This window comes from Shewanella sp. KJ2020 (assembly GCF_024197625.1).
Taxonomy (GTDB): Bacteria; Pseudomonadota; Gammaproteobacteria; order Enterobacterales; family Shewanellaceae; genus Shewanella.
In genome coordinates, this window is sequence record NZ_JAKUKD010000023.1 from 1 (window position 1) to 18,107 (window position 18,107).

General features: G+C 48.7%; 16 protein-coding genes and 1 pseudogene. 8 read left to right on the forward strand and 9 right to left on the reverse strand.

Translation table 11 applies throughout. The features are described 5' to 3' along the window. Nucleotides 1-552 precede the first annotated feature (552 nt). Together MJO46_RS13010 and MJO46_RS13015 are read left to right on the forward strand one after the other, a co-directional pair. Complete coding sequence (locus MJO46_RS13010; protein WP_253989654.1) at nt 553-930, forward strand: hypothetical protein; 378 nt, start codon at nt 553-555, stop codon at nt 928-930. Between the two features lie 32 nt (nt 931-962). Then, nucleotides 963-1,442, forward strand: coding sequence for a hypothetical protein (locus tag MJO46_RS13015; protein WP_253989655.1), 480 nt, complete (start codon nt 963-965; stop codon nt 1,440-1,442). A gap of 458 nt (nt 1,443-1,900) precedes the next feature. Here MJO46_RS13015 and MJO46_RS13020 read toward each other — a convergent pair whose 3' ends face one another. From MJO46_RS13020 to MJO46_RS13040, 5 genes and pseudogenes are all read right to left on the reverse strand, one after another. Then, nucleotides 1,901-3,262 carry a TrkH family potassium uptake protein gene (locus MJO46_RS13020; protein ID WP_253989656.1) on the reverse strand — a complete coding sequence of 454 codons (1,362 nt, stop codon included), beginning with the start codon at nt 3,260-3,262 and terminating at the stop codon, nt 1,901-1,903. Nucleotide 3,263: 1 nt separating this feature from the next. Continuing rightward, nucleotides 3,264-3,954 (reverse strand): annotated as a pseudogene (locus MJO46_RS13025) (TrkA family potassium uptake protein). Nucleotides 3,955-3,998: 44 nt separating this feature from the next. Next, nucleotides 3,999-4,688: a response regulator transcription factor gene (locus MJO46_RS13030; protein WP_253989657.1), complete on the reverse strand. Its 690-nt coding sequence runs from the start codon at nt 4,686-4,688 to the stop codon at nt 3,999-4,001. Next, a complete protein-coding gene (locus tag MJO46_RS13035) occupies nt 4,689-5,735 on the reverse strand; it encodes an ATP-binding protein (RefSeq protein WP_253989658.1) in 1,047 nt (348 codons plus the stop codon). Between the two features lie 82 nt (nt 5,736-5,817). Beyond that, entirely contained in the window at nt 5,818-6,741 is a 924-nt protein-coding gene (locus MJO46_RS13040; RefSeq protein WP_253989659.1) for a pirin family protein, read from the reverse strand. A 448-nt stretch (nt 6,742-7,189) separates the two neighbouring features. Here MJO46_RS13040 and MJO46_RS13045 point away from each other — a divergent pair, with 448 nt between their 5' ends. The 6 genes from MJO46_RS13045 (at nt 7,190) to mog (ending at nt 13,942) form a co-directional block, all read left to right on the forward strand. Continuing rightward, entirely contained in the window at nt 7,190-8,863 is a 1,674-nt protein-coding gene (locus MJO46_RS13045; RefSeq protein WP_367880931.1) for a LytS/YhcK type 5TM receptor domain-containing protein, read from the forward strand. Beyond that, nucleotides 8,857-9,588, forward strand: coding sequence for a LytTR family DNA-binding domain-containing protein (locus MJO46_RS13050; RefSeq protein ID WP_253989660.1), 732 nt, complete (start codon nt 8,857-8,859; stop codon nt 9,586-9,588). Before MJO46_RS13045 ends, MJO46_RS13050 begins: the two co-directional genes overlap by 7 nt. Before the next feature lie 107 nt (nt 9,589-9,695). Continuing rightward, complete coding sequence (locus MJO46_RS13055) at nt 9,696-10,940, forward strand: MFS transporter (protein WP_253989661.1); 1,245 nt, start codon at nt 9,696-9,698, stop codon at nt 10,938-10,940. Nucleotides 10,941-11,267: 327 nt separating this feature from the next. Next, nucleotides 11,268-11,732, forward strand: a complete 465-nt coding sequence (locus MJO46_RS13060) for an NlpC/P60 family protein (RefSeq protein ID WP_253989662.1) — start codon at nt 11,268-11,270, stop codon at nt 11,730-11,732. A 58-nt stretch (nt 11,733-11,790) separates the two neighbouring features. Next, nucleotides 11,791-13,275 (forward strand): MFS transporter, encoded by a 1,485-nt coding sequence (locus tag MJO46_RS13065; RefSeq protein WP_253989663.1) that lies wholly within the window; start codon nt 11,791-11,793, stop codon nt 13,273-13,275. A gap of 133 nt (nt 13,276-13,408) precedes the next feature. Next, nucleotides 13,409-13,942, forward strand: a complete 534-nt coding sequence (gene mog / locus MJO46_RS13070) for a molybdopterin adenylyltransferase (protein WP_253989664.1) — start codon at nt 13,409-13,411, stop codon at nt 13,940-13,942. 126 nt (nt 13,943-14,068) lie between these two features. Here mog and MJO46_RS13075 read toward each other — a convergent pair whose 3' ends face one another. The 4 genes from MJO46_RS13075 to MJO46_RS13090 all read right to left on the reverse strand — a co-directional run bounded on the left by MJO46_RS13075 (nt 14,069) and on the right by MJO46_RS13090 (nt 18,026). After that, nucleotides 14,069-14,335 carry a hypothetical protein gene (locus MJO46_RS13075; protein WP_253989678.1) on the reverse strand — a complete coding sequence of 89 codons (267 nt, stop codon included), beginning with the start codon at nt 14,333-14,335 and terminating at the stop codon, nt 14,069-14,071. A gap of 99 nt (nt 14,336-14,434) precedes the next feature. Further along, nucleotides 14,435-15,574 carry an ABC transporter permease gene (locus MJO46_RS13080; RefSeq protein WP_253989665.1) on the reverse strand — a complete coding sequence of 380 codons (1,140 nt, stop codon included), beginning with the start codon at nt 15,572-15,574 and terminating at the stop codon, nt 14,435-14,437. A 94-nt stretch (nt 15,575-15,668) separates the two neighbouring features. Continuing rightward, nucleotides 15,669-16,403: an ATP-binding cassette domain-containing protein gene (locus MJO46_RS13085; protein ID WP_253989666.1), complete on the reverse strand. Its 735-nt coding sequence runs from the start codon at nt 16,401-16,403 to the stop codon at nt 15,669-15,671. A gap of 3 nt (nt 16,404-16,406) precedes the next feature. Further along, entirely contained in the window at nt 16,407-18,026 is a 1,620-nt protein-coding gene (locus tag MJO46_RS13090; protein ID WP_253989667.1) for an alpha/beta hydrolase, read from the reverse strand. Nucleotides 18,027-18,107 lie beyond the last annotated feature (81 nt).

An 18,107-nucleotide genomic window follows, 5' to 3' on the forward strand; every position in this document is an offset into this window, starting at 1 on the left:
TCGTGAATGTCCATGATGATACTCCTAGGTTTGCGACCGAAGCAGGTCGCGTCTAGCAAGTATTTAGGATGAGGGGCAAAAGGATGGTTTTATCTTGTTCCTGCCGCAAAGCGGCTTCGTTCAACAATTCAAGGAAGTTGGCGTTGTATACATTGTCACTATTTCCCCTGTGACACGCCGCCCTTTTATTTTACAAGAAGTATCCCTATAGGCTCGACGGCGGCATCTGCAATACATGGAAGTGTAAACACCGCCAACGGACACTGTTGCAACAATGGCAATTTTAACGATCATTGAACTGTTCATCTGGCTAAAGGCTTTTGCCTCATTCAATTTGGAACAAAGATCCCATCCTCTCCTCATTCACTAGATTTGCCCTATGCAAAGCTATCTGAAAGAGTTTGGAAGTAAGCTTCTCTTACATTATGCGCCATTTGGAAAACTAATATCCCGTTATTTTATTAACTTATTGATTGTTAATTGAACTGCTTCATAGGAGGATGAGAAATGGCTACAAGCCCTATAGAAAGCGTTATATCTTGGAGGTCTTAGTTGCGTAAAAAAGTGATCATAAATGAAGTTTTCGAAGAGATAGATCAACGTCTTATTGAGCAAGGTTTGCCCATTACACTCCGTTATATGCAAGCCGTCGGCGAGGTTAGTAAATACTTTGAAAATGCTTCAATACCATTATCACCAAAATCACTTCTCCCTGATAATGACTTAGGCAATCAACTTTGCGTATGGCTGAATGACTGGTATGACGCCAAGTACGGTAAACTTCAGTCCTTTAATTCCGATTTAGGTTTTTTCTATCAAAAAATCAGAGGTGACCTATGGCACTATCGGGTGCCCGACTTTGTCGGTACATGTAACTTTTTTATAGAGAAAAATTTAACAGTTTGTGGGCACACAACGAGACAAATATAATGCGAATGTCCCCTAATATGACGCAGGCTTATGTGAACTCTTTAACTGATGATGAATTAAGTTCGTTAATCGAAACGTTTAGTGAAGCTCTAGAATCATTCCAAATTCTGTCAGGCTGGAGAATTGCATCAATACCATTTTGCAATGCTATTGATGCAGATCTTAAAACTATAACTGTCCAGTTACAGACCCATACAATGAATTATGGGCAAGCTCGATGGGCTTATTCACAATGTGCAGAAAAAATACTTAAAGCTTGGCTTCTGAAGGCTAGAATCACGGAAAAAGAGCTAAAAGACAAATATGGGCACAGCATATACAAATTAGTAAATGAATTTAACAATCATTATGTAGAGCAGTTAAGCACTGATAGGCTTGATGCAATAACTTGTTCACCTAGTGCGCGGTACGAAGAAGATAATTTTTCGTCAGAAGATATCATTAATGCGCAAGATTGGTTGTTTGAGACTATTAGAACTATAGGTTTTTCACCCAAGTTAGCAACTATATAAAAGTGTGGCATGGGACGCATAAACAGCGTGCGCCCCTTATTAAAGCGTTAATCTATAGTAATTTTAATCCGAAACAGGCGAGTTAGAGCAAAAGGTCTATCACGCTTTTGTCCCTAAATGAGTTACTAATCTTCTTTCAAAACAAACAGGCTACACCGATGTTAAACAGAAGAGTCATGGTGATTAGTGAGACGACCGTCCACCCCATGGATGGACTTGCTGCGCGTCGTCGAGCAAATGCCATGGCTCGCCTATCTGTCAGCGTTTAAAGAGCTAAGTTCCAAATTTGTCCCTCTTCATCAGTCCTACCAAATCCATGCTTACACTCTTTTTTTCCGCAAATGAGCGAGTGAATCCATCTGTTCTCGACGGATTCACACCAATCGCCCATCCCGATGGCTCAGCGTTACAACTCTATGATTGTCAGTACATTTATTGTGTTACTGATCAATCAATCCTTACCCAATTGCCAATTTAGTTTCTGCATAGCGCAGTTTCTTTACTCTTGGGTTGGCAAGAAAGTAGGCGAGCATGAGTGGGCCGAGGCGCCCCATAAACATCATAAAGATGATAATCCCTTGGCCTGCACTGGATAAATTACCTGTTAATCCGCGGGATAGTCCGACGGTGCCGAGGGCGGATACGGCTTCGAAGACGATATCGATTAATGGCGCTTTTTCGGTTAACACTAAAGCGAAAATTGCCAGCCAAGTAACGCCTATGGAGATCATCGTCAAGGCAAGTGCCTTGCTAATGGTGTCTTTGGGGATTTCCCGCTTAAATACATACACAGCTTCATCGCGGCGTAAATAGCCGTAGGTGGCGAGAATAAGCACCATAAAGGTCACGACCTTAATGCCGCTGGCGGTACTGAGGGAGCCGCCACCGATAAACATCAATACAAGCATTAATAGCGTTGTGCCGTCTTCGAGTTTGTCTATGGCTAGTGTATTAAAGCCTGCGGTGCGCGGGGTCACGGCTTGAAACCAAGAGGCCAACCATTTGCCGAGTTCGCTTAAGGGGGCGAGGGTGTTGGGGTTATTGTACTCAATCAAGTAAATGCCTATCACGGCCACGGCATTGATCAGTATGGTGCCGGTAATCATCATACGGCTGTAGACGGTGAGTTTCGACCAACGTTTATTGCGCTTAAGGTCAATCCACACCGAAAAGCCAAGGCCGCCCACAATAAATAAGCCGGTGATGGTGAGGTTAACAACTGGGTCTGCCACATAGGGGATTAAGCTATCTGGGCTTAGGGCAAACCCCGCGTTATTAAAGGCGCTAATGGTATAAAAGAAGCCATGAAACAGGCTGGTTTGCCAGCCCAGCTCGCCGCTCCAATAGACGGATAAAATCAGCATTCCCACGGCTTCAACCAATAGCGAAAATATAAGCACGGCCTTAGCGGTCGAGACTAAAGTTGAGGTATCGGTTTGATTAAACGCTTCTTTCGCCACAGTTTGCTGCAAGAAACCTATCTTACCGCCCAGCGCTATCAGAGTGACAATGGCAAAGGTCATCAAACCTAGGCCGCCGCATTGAATTAACAGCGCGATAATCACTTGGCCAAAGGGCGTGAACACACTGCCGGTATCGACAACAACTAGCCCTGTTACTGTCACCGCCGAGGTCACGGTAAATAGGCTTTGCAGCCAAGTAATAGGTGACTCTGTGGCAATAGGCAGTTTAAGCAAGCAAGTGCCAACGAGGATCAGCAGAGCAAAGCTTGCACTTAAGATAAAGGGCGGCGCGCCAAAGAGTTTTTTACCGCTTTTAGGTGTGTGCTCTAGGGTGAGCGAAGGATGCCATTGAACCACGTTACACCAACCTTGGTGCTAGCTGTTTTAACTCGGCACGGCTACCACAGAGGAATAGGGCATCCTCAGTGTGCAGGCTAAAATCGCTATCAATCTTGCTAAATACGTTCTGTTCGCGCTTGATCATCAGTGCCGCCACCTTGCCCTTAGGGTTGCGTAGGACATTGGTTTGCTCATCGGCGCTGTGCTCCTGCAAGCTCCCGAGCAGTTGGCCCACTGTGGTGTGATGTAAATGGGATTTGATATGGATTTCAACAATATAGAGCCCGTCGCCGATGGCGAGAAAGTTATTCACCATAGGGTAGTTAAGCGACTGGGCGACGCGGATCCCCATTTCTTCCTCGGGATGAATAATGCGGGCAACGCCGAGTTTAGACACTATGGTATGGTGGGCCTTGGTGCTGGCCTTGACCCAAATAGTCTGCACGCCGAGATTTTTAAGTGCCAGAGTGCACAGCAGGCTCGATTGCATATCCTCACCGATAGCAACCAACACCGCCTCGCAGTTGGTCAGATCGAGTTCCCGCAGCGATGCCTCATCGGCGCAGTCGCAAATCACAGCTTCAGTAAGACTATTTTTCAACGATTTTTGGGTCGCTATCGACACCGGTAACCGTGTGGCCTAAGTGAATGAGTTCGAGGCTCGCGGCAACGCCGAAGCGGCCTAATCCGATGACAGTAAAATGTGCCATTTCATATCCTTGTGTGGTTGAGCTAAAGAGTGGGACGAGCTGGCCTAGGGCGGGCCGAGGTCTGTGAGTCGATACCCTAAGCCGGGCTCGGTTTTGATCAGTTGTTGTTCGTCGCTGTCGTTAAGCTTTTTACGCAGTTGGCGGACTAAAATCCGCAGATAGTGGCTATCTTCCTGGTGAGTCTCGCCCCAGATATTACGCAGCAATTCGCTCTGTTTCAGTAATTGCCCCGGGTGGGACATGAGTTGGGCGAGCAGGGCAAATTCCTTTTTGGTAAGCGCGATTTCCTGTTGATTGAGCCAGCATTGATGACTGCTTTTTTGTAGAGAGAGCGGGCCAAATTGCAGCATATCGGCGCCGCCTGAGGTATTCACAAGATCACGGACTAATACCTTGATACGAACAATTAATTCCCTGATACCAAAGGGCTTACTGAGATAGTCATTGGCGCCGGCTTCCAACAGGCGGATTTTTTCTTCCTCCTGATCGCGGGCGGTTAAAACCAACACTGGGGTCTTATCCTGCTGGCGCAGTGAATGGAGTAATTCGATACCATCGCCATCGGGGAGCCCAAGGTCGAGCACGATAAGGTGCGGCTGCTGTGATTTATATTGTGTTAACGCCGATGCAATTGATAATGCACCAATATATTCAAATCCTTCCGCTTCTAGGGAGATCCGCATAAAAGTGTGGATTTGGGCTTCATCATCCACAACCAAGATTTTGTATGGCATTTATTTCTCGCCCTTGTTAATCGGTAGCGTAATGCGGATAAGGCTACCCTTTGCCACGGGTTCGGCACTGATCTGGCCGCCATGGGCGGTAATGATGCCTTTAGCGACGGCGAGCCCTAGGCCAGCTCCGCCATCCGTCGAGGGATGTTGGCGATAAAAGAGATCGAAAACGGCTTCTCTATCTGCGTCTGCTATGCCACAACCTTGATCTTGGATATCCAGCCGCAGCATCTTTTCGTGTCGATACGCGTTAACTGTGACTTTTTTATCTTGGGGTGAGTAACGCAGAGCATTGTCCAGCACATTAAAAATAGCCTGTTCAATCAATGAACTGCTTACCATCACCGTGGGAAGATTGGGTTGACTCTCGACGACAATCCGCGGTTGAGTGGTGGGGAAGCGAGCAATAGCCTGATGTAAAACATGGGTGATGGAGTCTTCATTTAAACTGAATTTCAAGGCACCGTGCTGTAACTTAGTGGCCTGCAATAGGTTTTCAATATACTGGTGTAGGCGGTGGCTTTCGGTGGCGGCACTATCAATCAGCTCATCTTTTTGCGATTCACTGAGCTTGGGCATGTATTCTTTCAGGGTGGTTAGGGTGCCAATAATGGTGGCGAGTGGAGTGCGTAAATCATGGGAGACCGAGAGCAAAATGCTGTTTCTTAAGTTGGCCTGTTTGAGCTCATCTTGCTGGCGGCGATAGTGTTCGGCTAGTTTGCTGGTGGTGAGGGCCACGATAAGAAACACGATTAAGTTAAGAATATCCTCAAGATTGAACATCTGTAGTGAGTAGCGTGGCGTAGTGAATAAAAAGTTGTAACTGGCAGCTTCGTACACGGCGGAAAAATAGGCAAAGTTAGCATTACATTGCAACGCTATGAGTACCACAGCTAGCTGTAAAATCAGCAGTACGGCAATCGTTGAGCCTAGAAAGCGATCAATGAAAAAACTGCTGAAAATGGCTGCCACTAATACTGTGCCAGTGAACAAAGTGGGCTGCGAGCGCCAGTATTGGGCCATGGAAACTGTCTTTGCAAATGTCATGGGGTAAAGATAGCCTTGCCGAAATTAGCGTTACTCTAACAAGGACATAGTTAGATAGCGCGTAAAAAATCCGTAAAATTTATCACCAAGGGATTGGCGGCGGCACTAATCGTTTACCAAAATAACCGGGGACAGTATCAAAGCGCTTATCTTCGGCTTCCCAATCGGCCTGGGCTTGGGCAATTTCCGCTTTGCTGTGACCGACAAAGTTCCACCAAATACTGACAGGATCGGCTAGTGGCGCGCCGCCAATCAGCAATATGCGACAAGCGGCTGTGAGTTTTACCGTCACGGTTTCACGCAACATACCCAGATAAGCGAGATCGTTATTTTCGAAGTTTTCGTCCTCGATTTGAAATTTTCCCTCCAGCGGCATAAGCCCATATTCGAAGCTAGGGTTGAGGTGTAGGGTTAGCTCAGTGTCTTTTGCGGCAAATAAATCCATGGCAACTATGGGTGAAAAGTGCAATGTGGGCGCTTGCTTATGTTGCCAACTGCCAATCAGTAGGGTGAAGTCGACGCCCGCATCGTGCCACGTCGGGAGTTCTGGATAGTGATCAAATCTGGGAGTTGTATCTTTATGCTCAAGCGGCAGGGCAATCCATAGCTGCGCCGCGTGCATAGTGGGATGACCTTCGACGGACTCTTCGGTGTGGGCGATACCGTGTCCGGCCGTCATCAAGTTAACTTGTTTTGGACGGATCACTTGGGCGCTACCTAGGCTGTCCCTGTGCATGATTTCGCCTTCGAGCATCCAGGTAAAGGTTTGTAGCCCAATGTGTGGATGCGGGCCAACATTCATCAAGGGGCCGTCGGTGACTGGGCCAATATGGTCGAGGAAGCACCAAGGGCCGATAAGACGACGCGCTTTTTGTGGGATAGCCCGCGCCACAGGGATACCACCGACATCACTGATTTTAGGGGCAAGGCGCCCGACCTGAATGCGGCCATTTTCAATCGGGCATTCCTTTGGGCCACCATAAAACTGTGCTTGTTGTTCGCTCATATTCGCTCCTTATTCCTTTGCGTAGACACTCTTAGTGTGAGCTTAGTATGGGTAGTGTTAGCTTAGCCTAGGTAGTGTCAGCTAGTAGTGTTAGCCAAGTAGTTTTAGCCTAGGTTCTGAACTGCTTTCAGATCCCGTTTGCATTCGAGCCGAAGGTTTTAGCTTCGGGTATTCCGGTGGATTTTGCAAATTGGTGCAGGGCATGGCCGCTGCAACAGTGCTGTTTGACTTGCCCTTGGGTAGACTTTGTTAATCCAATCCAAACGTGAATATGTGACTGAGCCCGCGTGAATGGGACTTTTATCTGTCCTTTACTTTAGCAAGCCTGTATTTATGTGGGCATTAGCGTTTGATGTTTTACTCGGGCCTAAATACGGGTGTTTGACCAGTTTGGGGCTCGGTGATTTTTATCGTCCATGTCTTACGTCGGATCTGCAAAGGGGAAAACGTGCTCGAAAATCAAATGATGTTACTGGCGGTATTTGAACGGGCGGCCTTGATGCTGATGACCTTGTTCTTTTTAACCCGCACTCGGCCGTTTCAGCGTTTATTCCAAAAGCGTAATCATACCCCCGCAGAGCTGGTCTCAGTGGCGGCGATTTTTTGCCTATTTGCGGTGTTTAGTACTTATACCGGTATTGAGGTCGAAGGCGCGCTGGTTAACGTGCGGATTATCGCGATTATTTCTGGCGGGATATTATTTGGCCCTTGGGTTGGTATTCCTGCGGGCGTGCTGTCGGGGCTGCATAGATATCTTATTGATATGGATGGCGATACCTCTATTCCGTGTTTAATCGCCAGCATTATTGCCGGCCTAATGGCGACCTGGATTTATTATAAATGCCCCAAATCTAAGTTGTGGATTTATGGCATTGTGGCGGGCATGTTGTGTGAAACACTGACCATGTTGTTGATTTTATTGCTGACAGAGCCGCACGAGGTGGGCGTCGATATTGTGAATCACATTGCCTATCCCATGATTGCGGGCACTGTGTGTATCGGGCTAATCATTAAGCTAGTGCAGGACCTCGACGATGAGAAAGAGTTGATTGCAGCCAAGCAGGCCAAGCTCGCGCTGGATATTGCCAATAAAACCTTACCCTTTTTCCGCAAAATTGATCGCCATGCCCTAGAGCAAGTTTGCTCAGTGATCCGTAATGAAATCAACGCCGATGCCGTGGCGATTACCGACACTCGCGATGTATTAGCCTATATGGGCGTTGGCAAAGATTACTACGAGGTCGATGGTCATCAAGCGATAAGTGAGATGACTCAAAGGGCGATAGAGCTAGATCAAAACATTATTAACAACGACTTACGCCAATATCATTTATCGGATTTTCATTCGGTCATCATAATCCCGCTGCGTGAAAACGGCACGGTAAGCGGCACGCTGAAGATTTATTTTCGCAATAACTATCGTATCACCAGCTCGTTGCGGGAGATGGCGGTGGGTTTGTCGCAGCTGATTTCGACCCAGATGGAAGTGTCGCGTATTGAGCAGCTACAAGAGATGACCCGCAAGGCCGAGTTCACCGCGCTGCAGAGCAAGATTAACCCGCATTTTTTGTTCAATGCCCTCAATGCGATTTCTTCACTGATCCGCATCCGGCCGCAGCAGGCGCGGGAGTTGATTGCCAATCTGGCCGATTATCTGCGCTATAACCTAGCTAAGGGCGATGAGTTGATTGATATCCAAGAAGAAGTCAAACAAGTCCGTGATTATGTGGCGATCGAGCAGGCACGTTTTGGCGATAAGCTTGAAGTGGTGTTCGATATCGACGATGTGCATTTTTGTGTGCCTTGCCTCCTGTTGCAGCCGCTGGTGGAAAACGCCATTTTGCACGGCATTCAGCCGCGCAGTGCGCCGGGCAGAGTGACCATAGAAGTGAAAAAACTCGATACTGGCATTCGTGTTGCCGTGCGCGATACTGGTTATGGCATCAGCCAAGAGGTGATAGATGGCGTCGCCGCGGGTCGTATAGAAAGTAGCAGTATTGGACTGACGAATGTGCACCAGAGGGTGAAGTTATTGTACGGCGAAGGTTTGCAGCTTAAGCGGCTGGAGCCGGGGACTGAAGTCAGTTTTTACTTACCGGAAAATGAGGCGCAAGTATGTTAAAAGCCATCATAGTTGAAGATGAATATCTCGCCCGTGAGGAGCTAGAGTATTTAGTGAAGAGCCACAGTGAGATAGACATAGTGGCTAGCTTTGAGGATGGCTTGGAGGCCTTTAAATATTTGCAGGATCACGAGGTCGACGTAGTGTTTTTGGATATCCAAATCCCGTCCATCGATGGCCTTTTGCTGGCGAAGAATCTGCATAAGTCGACCCATCCACCCCATGTGGTATTTGTCACCGCCTATAAAGAGTTTGCGGTAGAAGCGTTCGAGCTCGAAGCCTTCGATTATATTCTCAAACCCTATAATGAATCGCGGATTATCAGTCTATTACAGAAGATTGGACTGGCAGGACGGCAGGCGCCCAAGCTGCAACACGAGGCCGCGAGTAATGCCAGTCGAACCGTAAATTTAGTCAAAGGTGAGAGGATTATCGTCACGCCCTGCGAGCAAATTTATTATGCCGAGGCCGATGAAAAACTCACCTATGTGTACACCCGCACCGACCGTTATGTGATGCAGATGACCATCAGCGAGTTTGTCAGCCGCCTGCCCGCCGAAGGTTTTTTCCGCTGCCACCGTTCCTATTGCGTGAATATCGATAAGATCCGCGAAATTGTGCCTTGGTTTAATAGCACTTACCTTATCCGCTTGCATGATTTGTCGTTCGAGGTGCCCGTTAGCCGTAGTAATATTAAGGCTTTTAGACAGCTGATGAGGCTGTAATTGTCATTCATTCCTGCAGATCTGCATTTCATGCCTTAATTGATCGGCGCGAATGGCATCTCTCCTATAGTGGGCTTAATTCTAGATCCCCTAAAGCGAGATGCATCATGACTAAAGAGATGAACCGTACTCGGTACCTGACCTTAGTTGGTACTATTATCACCCAGTTTGCACTCGGCTCCGTCTACACTTGGAGCCTGTTCAATGCGCAGTTGGCCGCTAAGCTCGACGAGCCTGTCAGTCAAGTGGCGTTTGTATTTGGTTTGCTGAGTTTGTCTTTGGCCGTGGCATCTTCCATGGCGGGCAAATTACAGGAACGTTTTGGCGTACGTAATGTCACCTTAGGCGCAGGCCTGTTACTCGGCGCTGGATTCTTACTCACTGCCCAAGCCAGTAACTTAATGATGCTTTACCTGTGCGCCGGGATTTTAGTGGGCTTTGCCGATGGCACTGGCTACTTGATGACCTTGTCTAACTGCGTGAAGTGGTTTCCCGAGCGCAAAGGGCTGATTTCGGCGTTAGCGATTGGCGCTTATGGCTTAGGTAGCCTTGGGTTTAAGTACATTAACGTGCTGTTACTCGAAAGCTCTGGCCTTGAAACCACCTTCCAACTGTGGGGTTTAATCGCTATGGCGCTAGTTTTGTGTGGCGGCATGTTGATGAAAGATGCGCCTGCACAATCAGCCGCAAGTCAGCAGGCCGAAAGCCGCGACTTCACCCTCGCTGAAGCCATGCGTAAGCCGCAATACTGGATGCTGGCGCTGATGTTCCTATCTGCCTGCATGAGTGGTTTGTATGTGATTGGTGTAGCGAAAGATATCGGCGAGAAGATGGTCGACTTGCCTGTTCTGGTCGCCGCCAATGCCGTTGCGGTAATCGCTATGGCGAACCTCAGTGGTCGTTTGGTGCTGGGTATACTGTCGGACAAAATCCCTCGTATTCGGGTTATCTCTCTGGCGCAGATCATCACTCTAGTTGGTATGGTGTTACTGCTGTTCATCCCTTTGAATGCTAACCTGTTCTTCGTCGCGGTCGCCTGCGTTGCCTTTAGTTTTGGTGGCACAATTACTGTTTATCCCTCACTGGTGAGCGACTTCTTCGGCCTGAATAACCTGACTAAAAACTATGGGGTTATCTACTTAGGTTTCGGTATCGGCAGTATTATCGGTTCGATTGTCGCCTCGTTATTCGGTGGCTTTATTGCGACCTTCAACGTGATTTTAGTGCTGCTGGTGGTGGCGTTAGTGATGTCATTAACCATACGTTTGCCAGAGCCTAAAACCCCAGTGCCAGCCAAGAAAGCGACTAAGAGCGCACCGCGCTTAGTGAACATGACGGCAGAATCGGCGTAGGCACAAACGACTCGTTACTTTTTAGTTAAGCGTTAGAACAAAAAATCCGCAGCCAAATAGTTGCGGATTTTTTGTTTTTCTATCAAGTGGGTGGTTGCCATCTATTGCTCAATCTATTAATCATTCCATAACTGATTGATATGGTTTTTAATGGTGCTGCTTGCTGTGCGATTATTGTGGGCGAGGTGGTAGTTTTAAGCTTTAGGTTACATTAGTCTGCTAGAGTACGCTGTGTTGGAGCGTTTTGCCCCTGAGCCGCCCAGAATTTACCTGATAAAAACTCAAAATTACATTACTGTGAAATCTGCCTGCGATGAGTTTGAAGCGATGAAACGATTACTAATAGTTATCTTAGCCTTAGGCCTTGGCGCTTGTGCTAGCGCGCCAGAACCTAAGCCTGTGGTAAAGCAAATTGAACCCGTCTCGGTGTGGAACGATAGCAATATCGCCGAGCTGCATTCCGAGTGGCGCGGCGTGCCCTATCGTTTAGGCGGTGGCACTAAAAAAGGCATTGATTGCTCGGCCTTTGTGTCCGTCGCCTATCAAAAAATGTTGGGTATGACGCTGCCGCGCACGGTTGAGGAGCAACAGGCCCTAGGTAAATCTGTGCCTCGCAATCAATTGCGCAAGGGCGACTTGGTGTTTTTCAAGACGGGGTGGAGTACGCACCATGTCGGCATTTATGTGGGCGACGATAATTTTCTCCATGTTTCCACTAGCCAAGGGGTGAAGATTTCAAGCTTGCTCAATAGTTATTGGGCATCTAAGTATTGGAATGCAAGGCGAATTTAACATCTCTTCTTTATGTACTTTCTTTATGCGCTTTGGCTGATGAGTTAGCGGAGACAATATGTCCTTAAAGCCTGCGTTATCCCAGAGTGACCCTCTACCGACTTCTGTTTTTCTCGCTATATTCTCGGCCGTATTCTTGCCTATGTTTTTGGCGGCGGTCGATCAAACCTTACTCGCGACGGCGACGCCTGCCATAGTGGAAGATCTTGGCGGCCTGCGCCAAGCCTCGTGGATCACTATCGGTTATATGCTGGCAATGGCGGCCAGCGTGCCGATTTATGGTTGGTTAGGGGATAACTTCGGCCGCGCGAAAATCCTGATGATAGCCTTAGTTGTGTTTGCGCTGGGCTCCATCGTTTCGGCGAGTGCGGGCACTATGGATCATATGATAGCGGGGCGAATTCTCCAGGGGCTTGGCGGTGGCGGTTTGATGAGTCTGTCCCAATCCTTGATTGGGGAGTTAGTTCCCATTCGGCAGCGGGCGCGTTTCCAAGGGTATTTTGCCGCTATGTTTACCCTAGCGAGTGTCGGTGGCCCTGTGATTGGCGGTTTTGTGGTGCATGCCTATTCGTGGCATTGGCTATTTTGGGCAAATATTCCTCTGGCTATGCTGACGGTTTGGCGACTCAATGGTTTGCATAAACGCAGCGTTAAACCCGTGCGTCAGGGACGGTTTGATTTACTGGGCGTGGTCTTGTTCCCGGCTATTATCACCGCACTTTTATATTGGTTATCGGCCGCGGGGCAGGAGTTTGCTTGGCTTTCTGCGACCAGCTTTGGTTTTGCCGTCTTTGTGGTGGCAGGTATTCTAGGCCTGTTATTGTGGGAGAGGCGATTGGCGAGCCCGTTTCTGCCGCTTGATTTACTGGCGAAGAAAGCCATTTATATGCCGCTATTCACGGCAGCGCTGTTTGCCGCCTGTCTGTTTGCGATGATCTTCTTTTTGCCGATTTATCTGCAAGTGGGCTTACACACCAATCCCGCCAAAAGTGGATTATTACTGATGCCAATGACCTTTGGCATAGTCACAGGTTCAACTCTCGCGGGTAGGCTATTAAGTAAAGATGTGGCGCCTAAATGGTTGCCGACCTTCGGCATGGGCTTGGCCTTTGTCGGTTTGCTCTTAATCGGTTTAGTGCCGCCCAATGCCAACCTGATTGGTGGTTTAGGTGTGCTGGTGGGCGTAGGGTTAGGGACTGTGATGCCCAGTGTGCAGCTGGTGGTGCAGAGTGTATCGGGCAAGGCGCGTTTAAGCCAAATTACCGCTATGGTGTCATTATGCCGCTCAATGGGCGCGGCAATAGGTACGGCCTTATTCAGTTTGTTGTTATATGGCTTGTTACCGCTCGAAGGGGCACAAGTGGGGATTGCGGCGATAAAGCAGTTACCCATAGAGGTTGTGCATCACGCCTTCCAATGGGGTTTTATTGCGGCGGCCTTTGTGGCGCTCAGCTGCGCCATTGTCGGGTATCTCTCGCCCGCAACGCCGCTTAAGGATCACGATACTGAGCCGCTCTCTAAAGTCGCCAGCTCGGCAGACTAGCTGCTAATACGTGAGCTAAGTCGAGTTGTCGGCACGCATTTCGCTTTGTTTTTATGCTATTTTAGCCGCAGAGAAATTAGTGGATCCCAAAGTGCTTAGGGGTCGAGTCACAGATTGATGTTTGGAGTGGGATATGAGCAAAGCAAAAATCGGGATTGTTACGGTAAGCGATCGTGCCAGCGCGGGGATTTATGAAGATATCTCAGGTAAGGCGATTATCGACACTCTCAACGACTACCTCAGCAGCGAGTGGGAGCCGATTTATCAAGTGATCCCCGACGAGCAGGATGTGATTGAAGCGACCTTGATCAAAATGGCCGATGAGCAGGATTGCTGCTTGATTGTGACCACTGGCGGCACAGGACCTGCGAAACGCGATGTCACCCCAGAAGCCACCGAAGCCGTCTGCGATCGCATGATGCCCGGCTTTGGCGAGTTGATGCGTGCTGAGTCTTTAAAGTTTGTACCCACCGCGATTTTATCCCGCCAAACCGCAGGTTTACGGGGTGATTCTTTGATTGTGAACTTGCCTGGTAAACCAAAATCGATTCGCGAATGTTTAGATGCCGTGTTTCCCGCGATTCCTTACTGCATCGACTTGATGGAAGGCCCGTATTTAGAGTGTAACGAAGCCGTGATCAAGCCATTTAGGCCTAAGGCTAAATAGCTTTTACCCTAGTTCACCCATTTAACCCAAGCCTAGCTTGGGTTTTTTATTGCTCGTTTAGGGTGGTGTTTGCTGGTGAGTAGCAGGGCTGATACGCCTGTTGTGAGCCTTAAGCCAAGTTAGTCCTTACCTTAAGGCTTCAATTTGCTGTGCTAGTTGGCTATTGGTCTCTGTGATATCGGCTTCTGTCACTATTTTTTCCAGCACTTGCACTCGCTCAATCAAGGCTTGGTTTTGTAGGCTGAGCTGAGTCACTTTATCCTCGAGTTGCCCATCGCCCGTGGCACCTAATCCCAGTTGGCGTGCCTTTAGATAGTGTTTAAACATCTCAGTGGCACTCACACCTATGATGAAGGTGACCATAATTACCATAATGATATATTCGTTTTCCATCATACACTCCCGTCGCTATTGAGGTTGTTAACTTGGGGCGAAAGGCTTATCGCCCCAAGTTTGTTGATTCAAGTTCATTGGTCCAAGTTTATTGAGCGCCTATAAACCGAAGATCACTTTTTCACTCTTAAGGGACCTTTCCATGCCAAAGGCGAGTAATACCGCAATGGCCAGCGTGCCTAGGGTCGACACAAGTAACTGCAACATGGGCAAGTCTTTACCTTTAATAAAGTCCATTAATGCCTGCTGCTGACCCGAGACTGGCAACCATTGCAGCATATCTGGCGCTATGTTGTAGCTGGCCGCCATCGACAGGGCCAAGGGCACAAATAGCACTATGGTCAGGTAGGATTGGGCTTCCTTAAAGGTTTTAGCCATAAAAGACACAAACAATTGCAGGCAAGCGGCCATCAATGCGACGGGGATGCCAACGATTAACATCAAGGCGATAAATTCGCTGGTGATATTGACGCTAAAGCCCAGTTCTTGCCAAGGTACAAAGGTGTAGGCAATTTTCGACACCAGCAAGATCAACACTAATCCTAAGAGGGCAAATAGGCTCACGGCGATAATTTTCGACAGCACTAATTGGCGAGTGGTCAGTGGATGGCTGAGTAATAATGCCAAGGAGTTACGCTCGCGCTCGCCGGCGCTGGTGTCGATGGCCAGATTCATCCCCGAGATAAATACCGAGTAAATCATAGTGAAAATCGCGATACCTAAGATCATCCCGCCCTTAGAGTCAGTGGTCGCTTGGTCGTGAATATTGACCTTTAGCGGCTGCATCACGCGGGGATCGATACCTCGGGCAATTAAGCGTAGGCTGCCCATTTCGGCGCTATAGGCTTGCAACTGTTTCTCTAAGCGACGAATTGAGTTTTGCAGTTTTTCATCGGAGTTATCGGCAACGATAGTGATCTCGGCGCCTTTACCCTGATTCATCTGCTCGGCATACTCGGTGCTGATAATCAGCTCTATGGCTTTAAGGTCAGTGTCCTTCGCTTCGCCATTGCTAATGCCTTTATTCGATAAAAAGCGGACGAGATCCGGCGCTTTATCGGGATGGGTGATAGTGATTTTCAAATCATCTGGGCTGGTTAGTTGGCCAATTAACACCATAAACAGGCCGCACATGATCAGCGGCGTGCCAATGGCGTAATAGAGCCCAGCCATTACCGAGCGCTTATCGCGGGCGGCATCGATAAGTTCCTTGCGAACCATAGCGATTATTTTATTCATACTGTTATTCCTTTAACTGTGTTCTTAAACTTCACACCTTTACATATCAAGGTGTTAATTGTTAAAGCCCGTAGACCTAATTTTTGCGGAGTCATCATGCTGCTATCCCTTCATCCGTGCCGATCAGTTGAATAAAGGCATCTTCTAGCGAGGCTTTGCCGGTTTGGGCGCAGAGTTCTGCTGGGCTACCAATGGCAACGACGCTACCCTGTGCCATGACGATCACTTGGTCACACAGTGCGGCGACCTCCTGCATCACATGGCTGGAGAACAGCACGCAATGTCCTTGATTTTTAAGGTCGATAAGAATGTCGCGCAGCAGGCGAGTGCTCATCACATCCAGCCCGCGGGTCGGCTCGTCGAGGATAATATTGCTCGGGCTGTGGACTATGGCCTGTGCAAGGGCGGTTTTCATTCGCTGCCCCTGGGAGAAGCCTTTGCAGCGGCGGTCGCTAATATCTTCGAGGCGCAATTTAGCGATCACTTGGCTGGTGGCTTCCTTGGCGTCCTTAGATGATAAGCCGCTTAACTCGGCAAAATAGCGAATGTATTCCCGCGGTGTTAGGCGTTCATACAGACCGAAAGGATCGGGGAATAACCCGAGTTGCTGCTTAGCGCCGATAGGGTCGATGGCGACATCTATACCTTCGATTTCAGCCTTACCCGAATCGGGTTTCAGCAAGCCAAAAATCGTGCGTAAACAGGTGGTTTTACCGGCGCCATTAGGGCCGAGCAAGCCGGTGATTTGGCCGTTTTGTGCGCTAAAACTTAAATCTTTGAGCGCCTGCACGTCACCTATGCGTTTGGAAAGATTGGATACTTTGATCATGGCTTACTCCTTGGCCCCAGTGCTGGCGTTATCATCTGTGGTAGTATTTGTGCTGTCTGCATTAAGCGGCTCTACCGAGCTGGCATTTAAATAGAAGCTGCGGCGCACATCTTTCTTTAAGCACTCGCCGTCGAGATCGTTGACTGAGCCCGAGCGGACAAGATCGGCGATAAGATTATTCGCGCAGGATTGATAAGCCACACCGTGGGTCGCATAGGGAGCGATAAAGTGTTTGGCATTGGTGAGTTTTTCCATCGCTAACTCGCCCCAGCTTGGCGGTGTGGCTGGGTCAATTTCACCGGATAAGAGTAAGGTCGGAATATCGCTGCTAATGGGCTCGCTAAAGCTGGCATCCACCGCGGGGACTTTCCAAGCTGTACAAGTCGCCTCTAAGCCTTCGAGCATAGTTCTGCCCATAAAGGAGTGTTTAGCCTGCTCGCGCATGGCGGGGGTGATACGGTGCATATCTTCGCCACAGACAACGGATGCGTGCATGCCCATTGCCATGCCAGCGTTATCGATAGTGAGGGCATATAGCCCCAGAAGCGGTTGAAAGTTATTTTTAGCCGCTTGATGAATAGCATGGGGTACAAGGGCGCGCACATTGGTTTGATACAGTGCCATGCGGATAGCGCCGTAGAATTTACCCCGCGTCATAGTCAAGAGGGTCTTTTCGCCAGTCACAGGGTCGGAGACATTGTCCGTTATCGGCGCGTTGGCGAGGGTGGCTGCCACTTGTTCAAACTCGGCCTTAAGCTCAGGAAACTGGGCATGACAAGCCGCAGTTTCTTGGCAATCCTTAAATAATAACTCGAAGCCACGGTCAATCGCCGAGCCAATTTCTAACACGCTTTGCTGCATCGGCACTATGCCGTCTAAGGTCACTGTGGCTAAGTGCTCTGGGTAGAGGCGCATATAAAGCTGGGCCATGCGAGTGCCGTAGGAGATGCCGTACACATGCAGTTTTTTGTAGCCTAAGTGTGCCCGTACGGCTTCGAAGTCTTGCACCGCATTGAGGCTGCCGTATTGGCTGACGTCGGCATCTATGCTTGCGAGGCATTTTTGTGCTTCGGCTAAGCTATCGATATTCTCGTCATCGAAGGACAGGGCAGATTGCGCCCCTTGGTCGCATTGCAATAGATTCGAACGGCCTGTGCCCCTTTGGTCGATAAGCAGGATATCCCTTTGCTGACGCACTTTACTTAACATAGTGTTGAAGCTTGCGGCATTGTCTATGGCCGATTGTCCTGGGCCACCGGCAATGGCGAGTAAGGCTTCCTCATGGTTGGCATTTTTCACCGCGGGTAAGACCACGTAATGCACTTGGATCTGTTTGCCATCGGGTTTGTTGGGGTTTTCAGGCACAGTCACAAAACCGCAGTTTAGGCGATCCGATACGCCTTCCACATAGCAAGTGTCGGTCTTGTTTGCGGTGTTTATCGGTTGGCTTTTTACATCACTCGCCCAGGTTGCTGTACTTACCATAGCTAGCATGAGTGCGCTCATGCTTAACATTCGTGTGCGTAAGATACGAGCGTTATTAGTTATGCCATGCCGTGGCCAAGTAAGCCTTGGGCGTTGAACGGCGTTACTGAACTTCCTGTGTATCATGCTATCTCTCATGCGCGCTTTCCTTTTTGCATTTCAGGGCGAATGTGTTAATTTAAATACCAGTGTATCGGTGTATCAATGTATTAATACAGT

What these genes read in the sequence shown, in the direction of transcription:
- MJO46_RS13090 (WP_253989667.1), bottom strand. Translation starts at nt 18,026, where the DNA reads ATGAGAGATAGCATGATACACAGGAAGTTCAGTAACGCCGTTCAACGC.
- MJO46_RS13060 (WP_253989662.1), top strand. Translation starts at nt 11,268, where the DNA reads ATGAAACGATTACTAATAGTTATCTTAGCCTTAGGCCTTGGCGCTTGT.
- MJO46_RS13035 (WP_253989658.1), bottom strand. Translation starts at nt 5,735, where the DNA reads ATGACATTTGCAAAGACAGTTTCCATGGCCCAATACTGGCGCTCGCAG.
- MJO46_RS13065 (WP_253989663.1), top strand. Translation starts at nt 11,791, where the DNA reads ATGTCCTTAAAGCCTGCGTTATCCCAGAGTGACCCTCTACCGACTTCT.
- MJO46_RS13040 (WP_253989659.1), bottom strand. Translation starts at nt 6,741, where the DNA reads ATGAGCGAACAACAAGCACAGTTTTATGGTGGCCCAAAGGAATGCCCG.
- MJO46_RS13075 (WP_253989678.1), bottom strand. Translation starts at nt 14,335, where the DNA reads ATGGAAAACGAATATATCATTATGGTAATTATGGTCACCTTCATCATA.
- mog (WP_253989664.1), top strand. Translation starts at nt 13,409, where the DNA reads ATGAGCAAAGCAAAAATCGGGATTGTTACGGTAAGCGATCGTGCCAGC.
- MJO46_RS13080 (WP_253989665.1), bottom strand. Translation starts at nt 15,574, where the DNA reads ATGAATAAAATAATCGCTATGGTTCGCAAGGAACTTATCGATGCCGCC.
- MJO46_RS13055 (WP_253989661.1), top strand. Translation starts at nt 9,696, where the DNA reads ATGACTAAAGAGATGAACCGTACTCGGTACCTGACCTTAGTTGGTACT.
- MJO46_RS13050 (WP_253989660.1), top strand. Translation starts at nt 8,857, where the DNA reads ATGTTAAAAGCCATCATAGTTGAAGATGAATATCTCGCCCGTGAGGAG.
- MJO46_RS13030 (WP_253989657.1), bottom strand. Translation starts at nt 4,688, where the DNA reads ATGCCATACAAAATCTTGGTTGTGGATGATGAAGCCCAAATCCACACT.
- MJO46_RS13085 (WP_253989666.1), bottom strand. Translation starts at nt 16,403, where the DNA reads ATGATCAAAGTATCCAATCTTTCCAAACGCATAGGTGACGTGCAGGCG.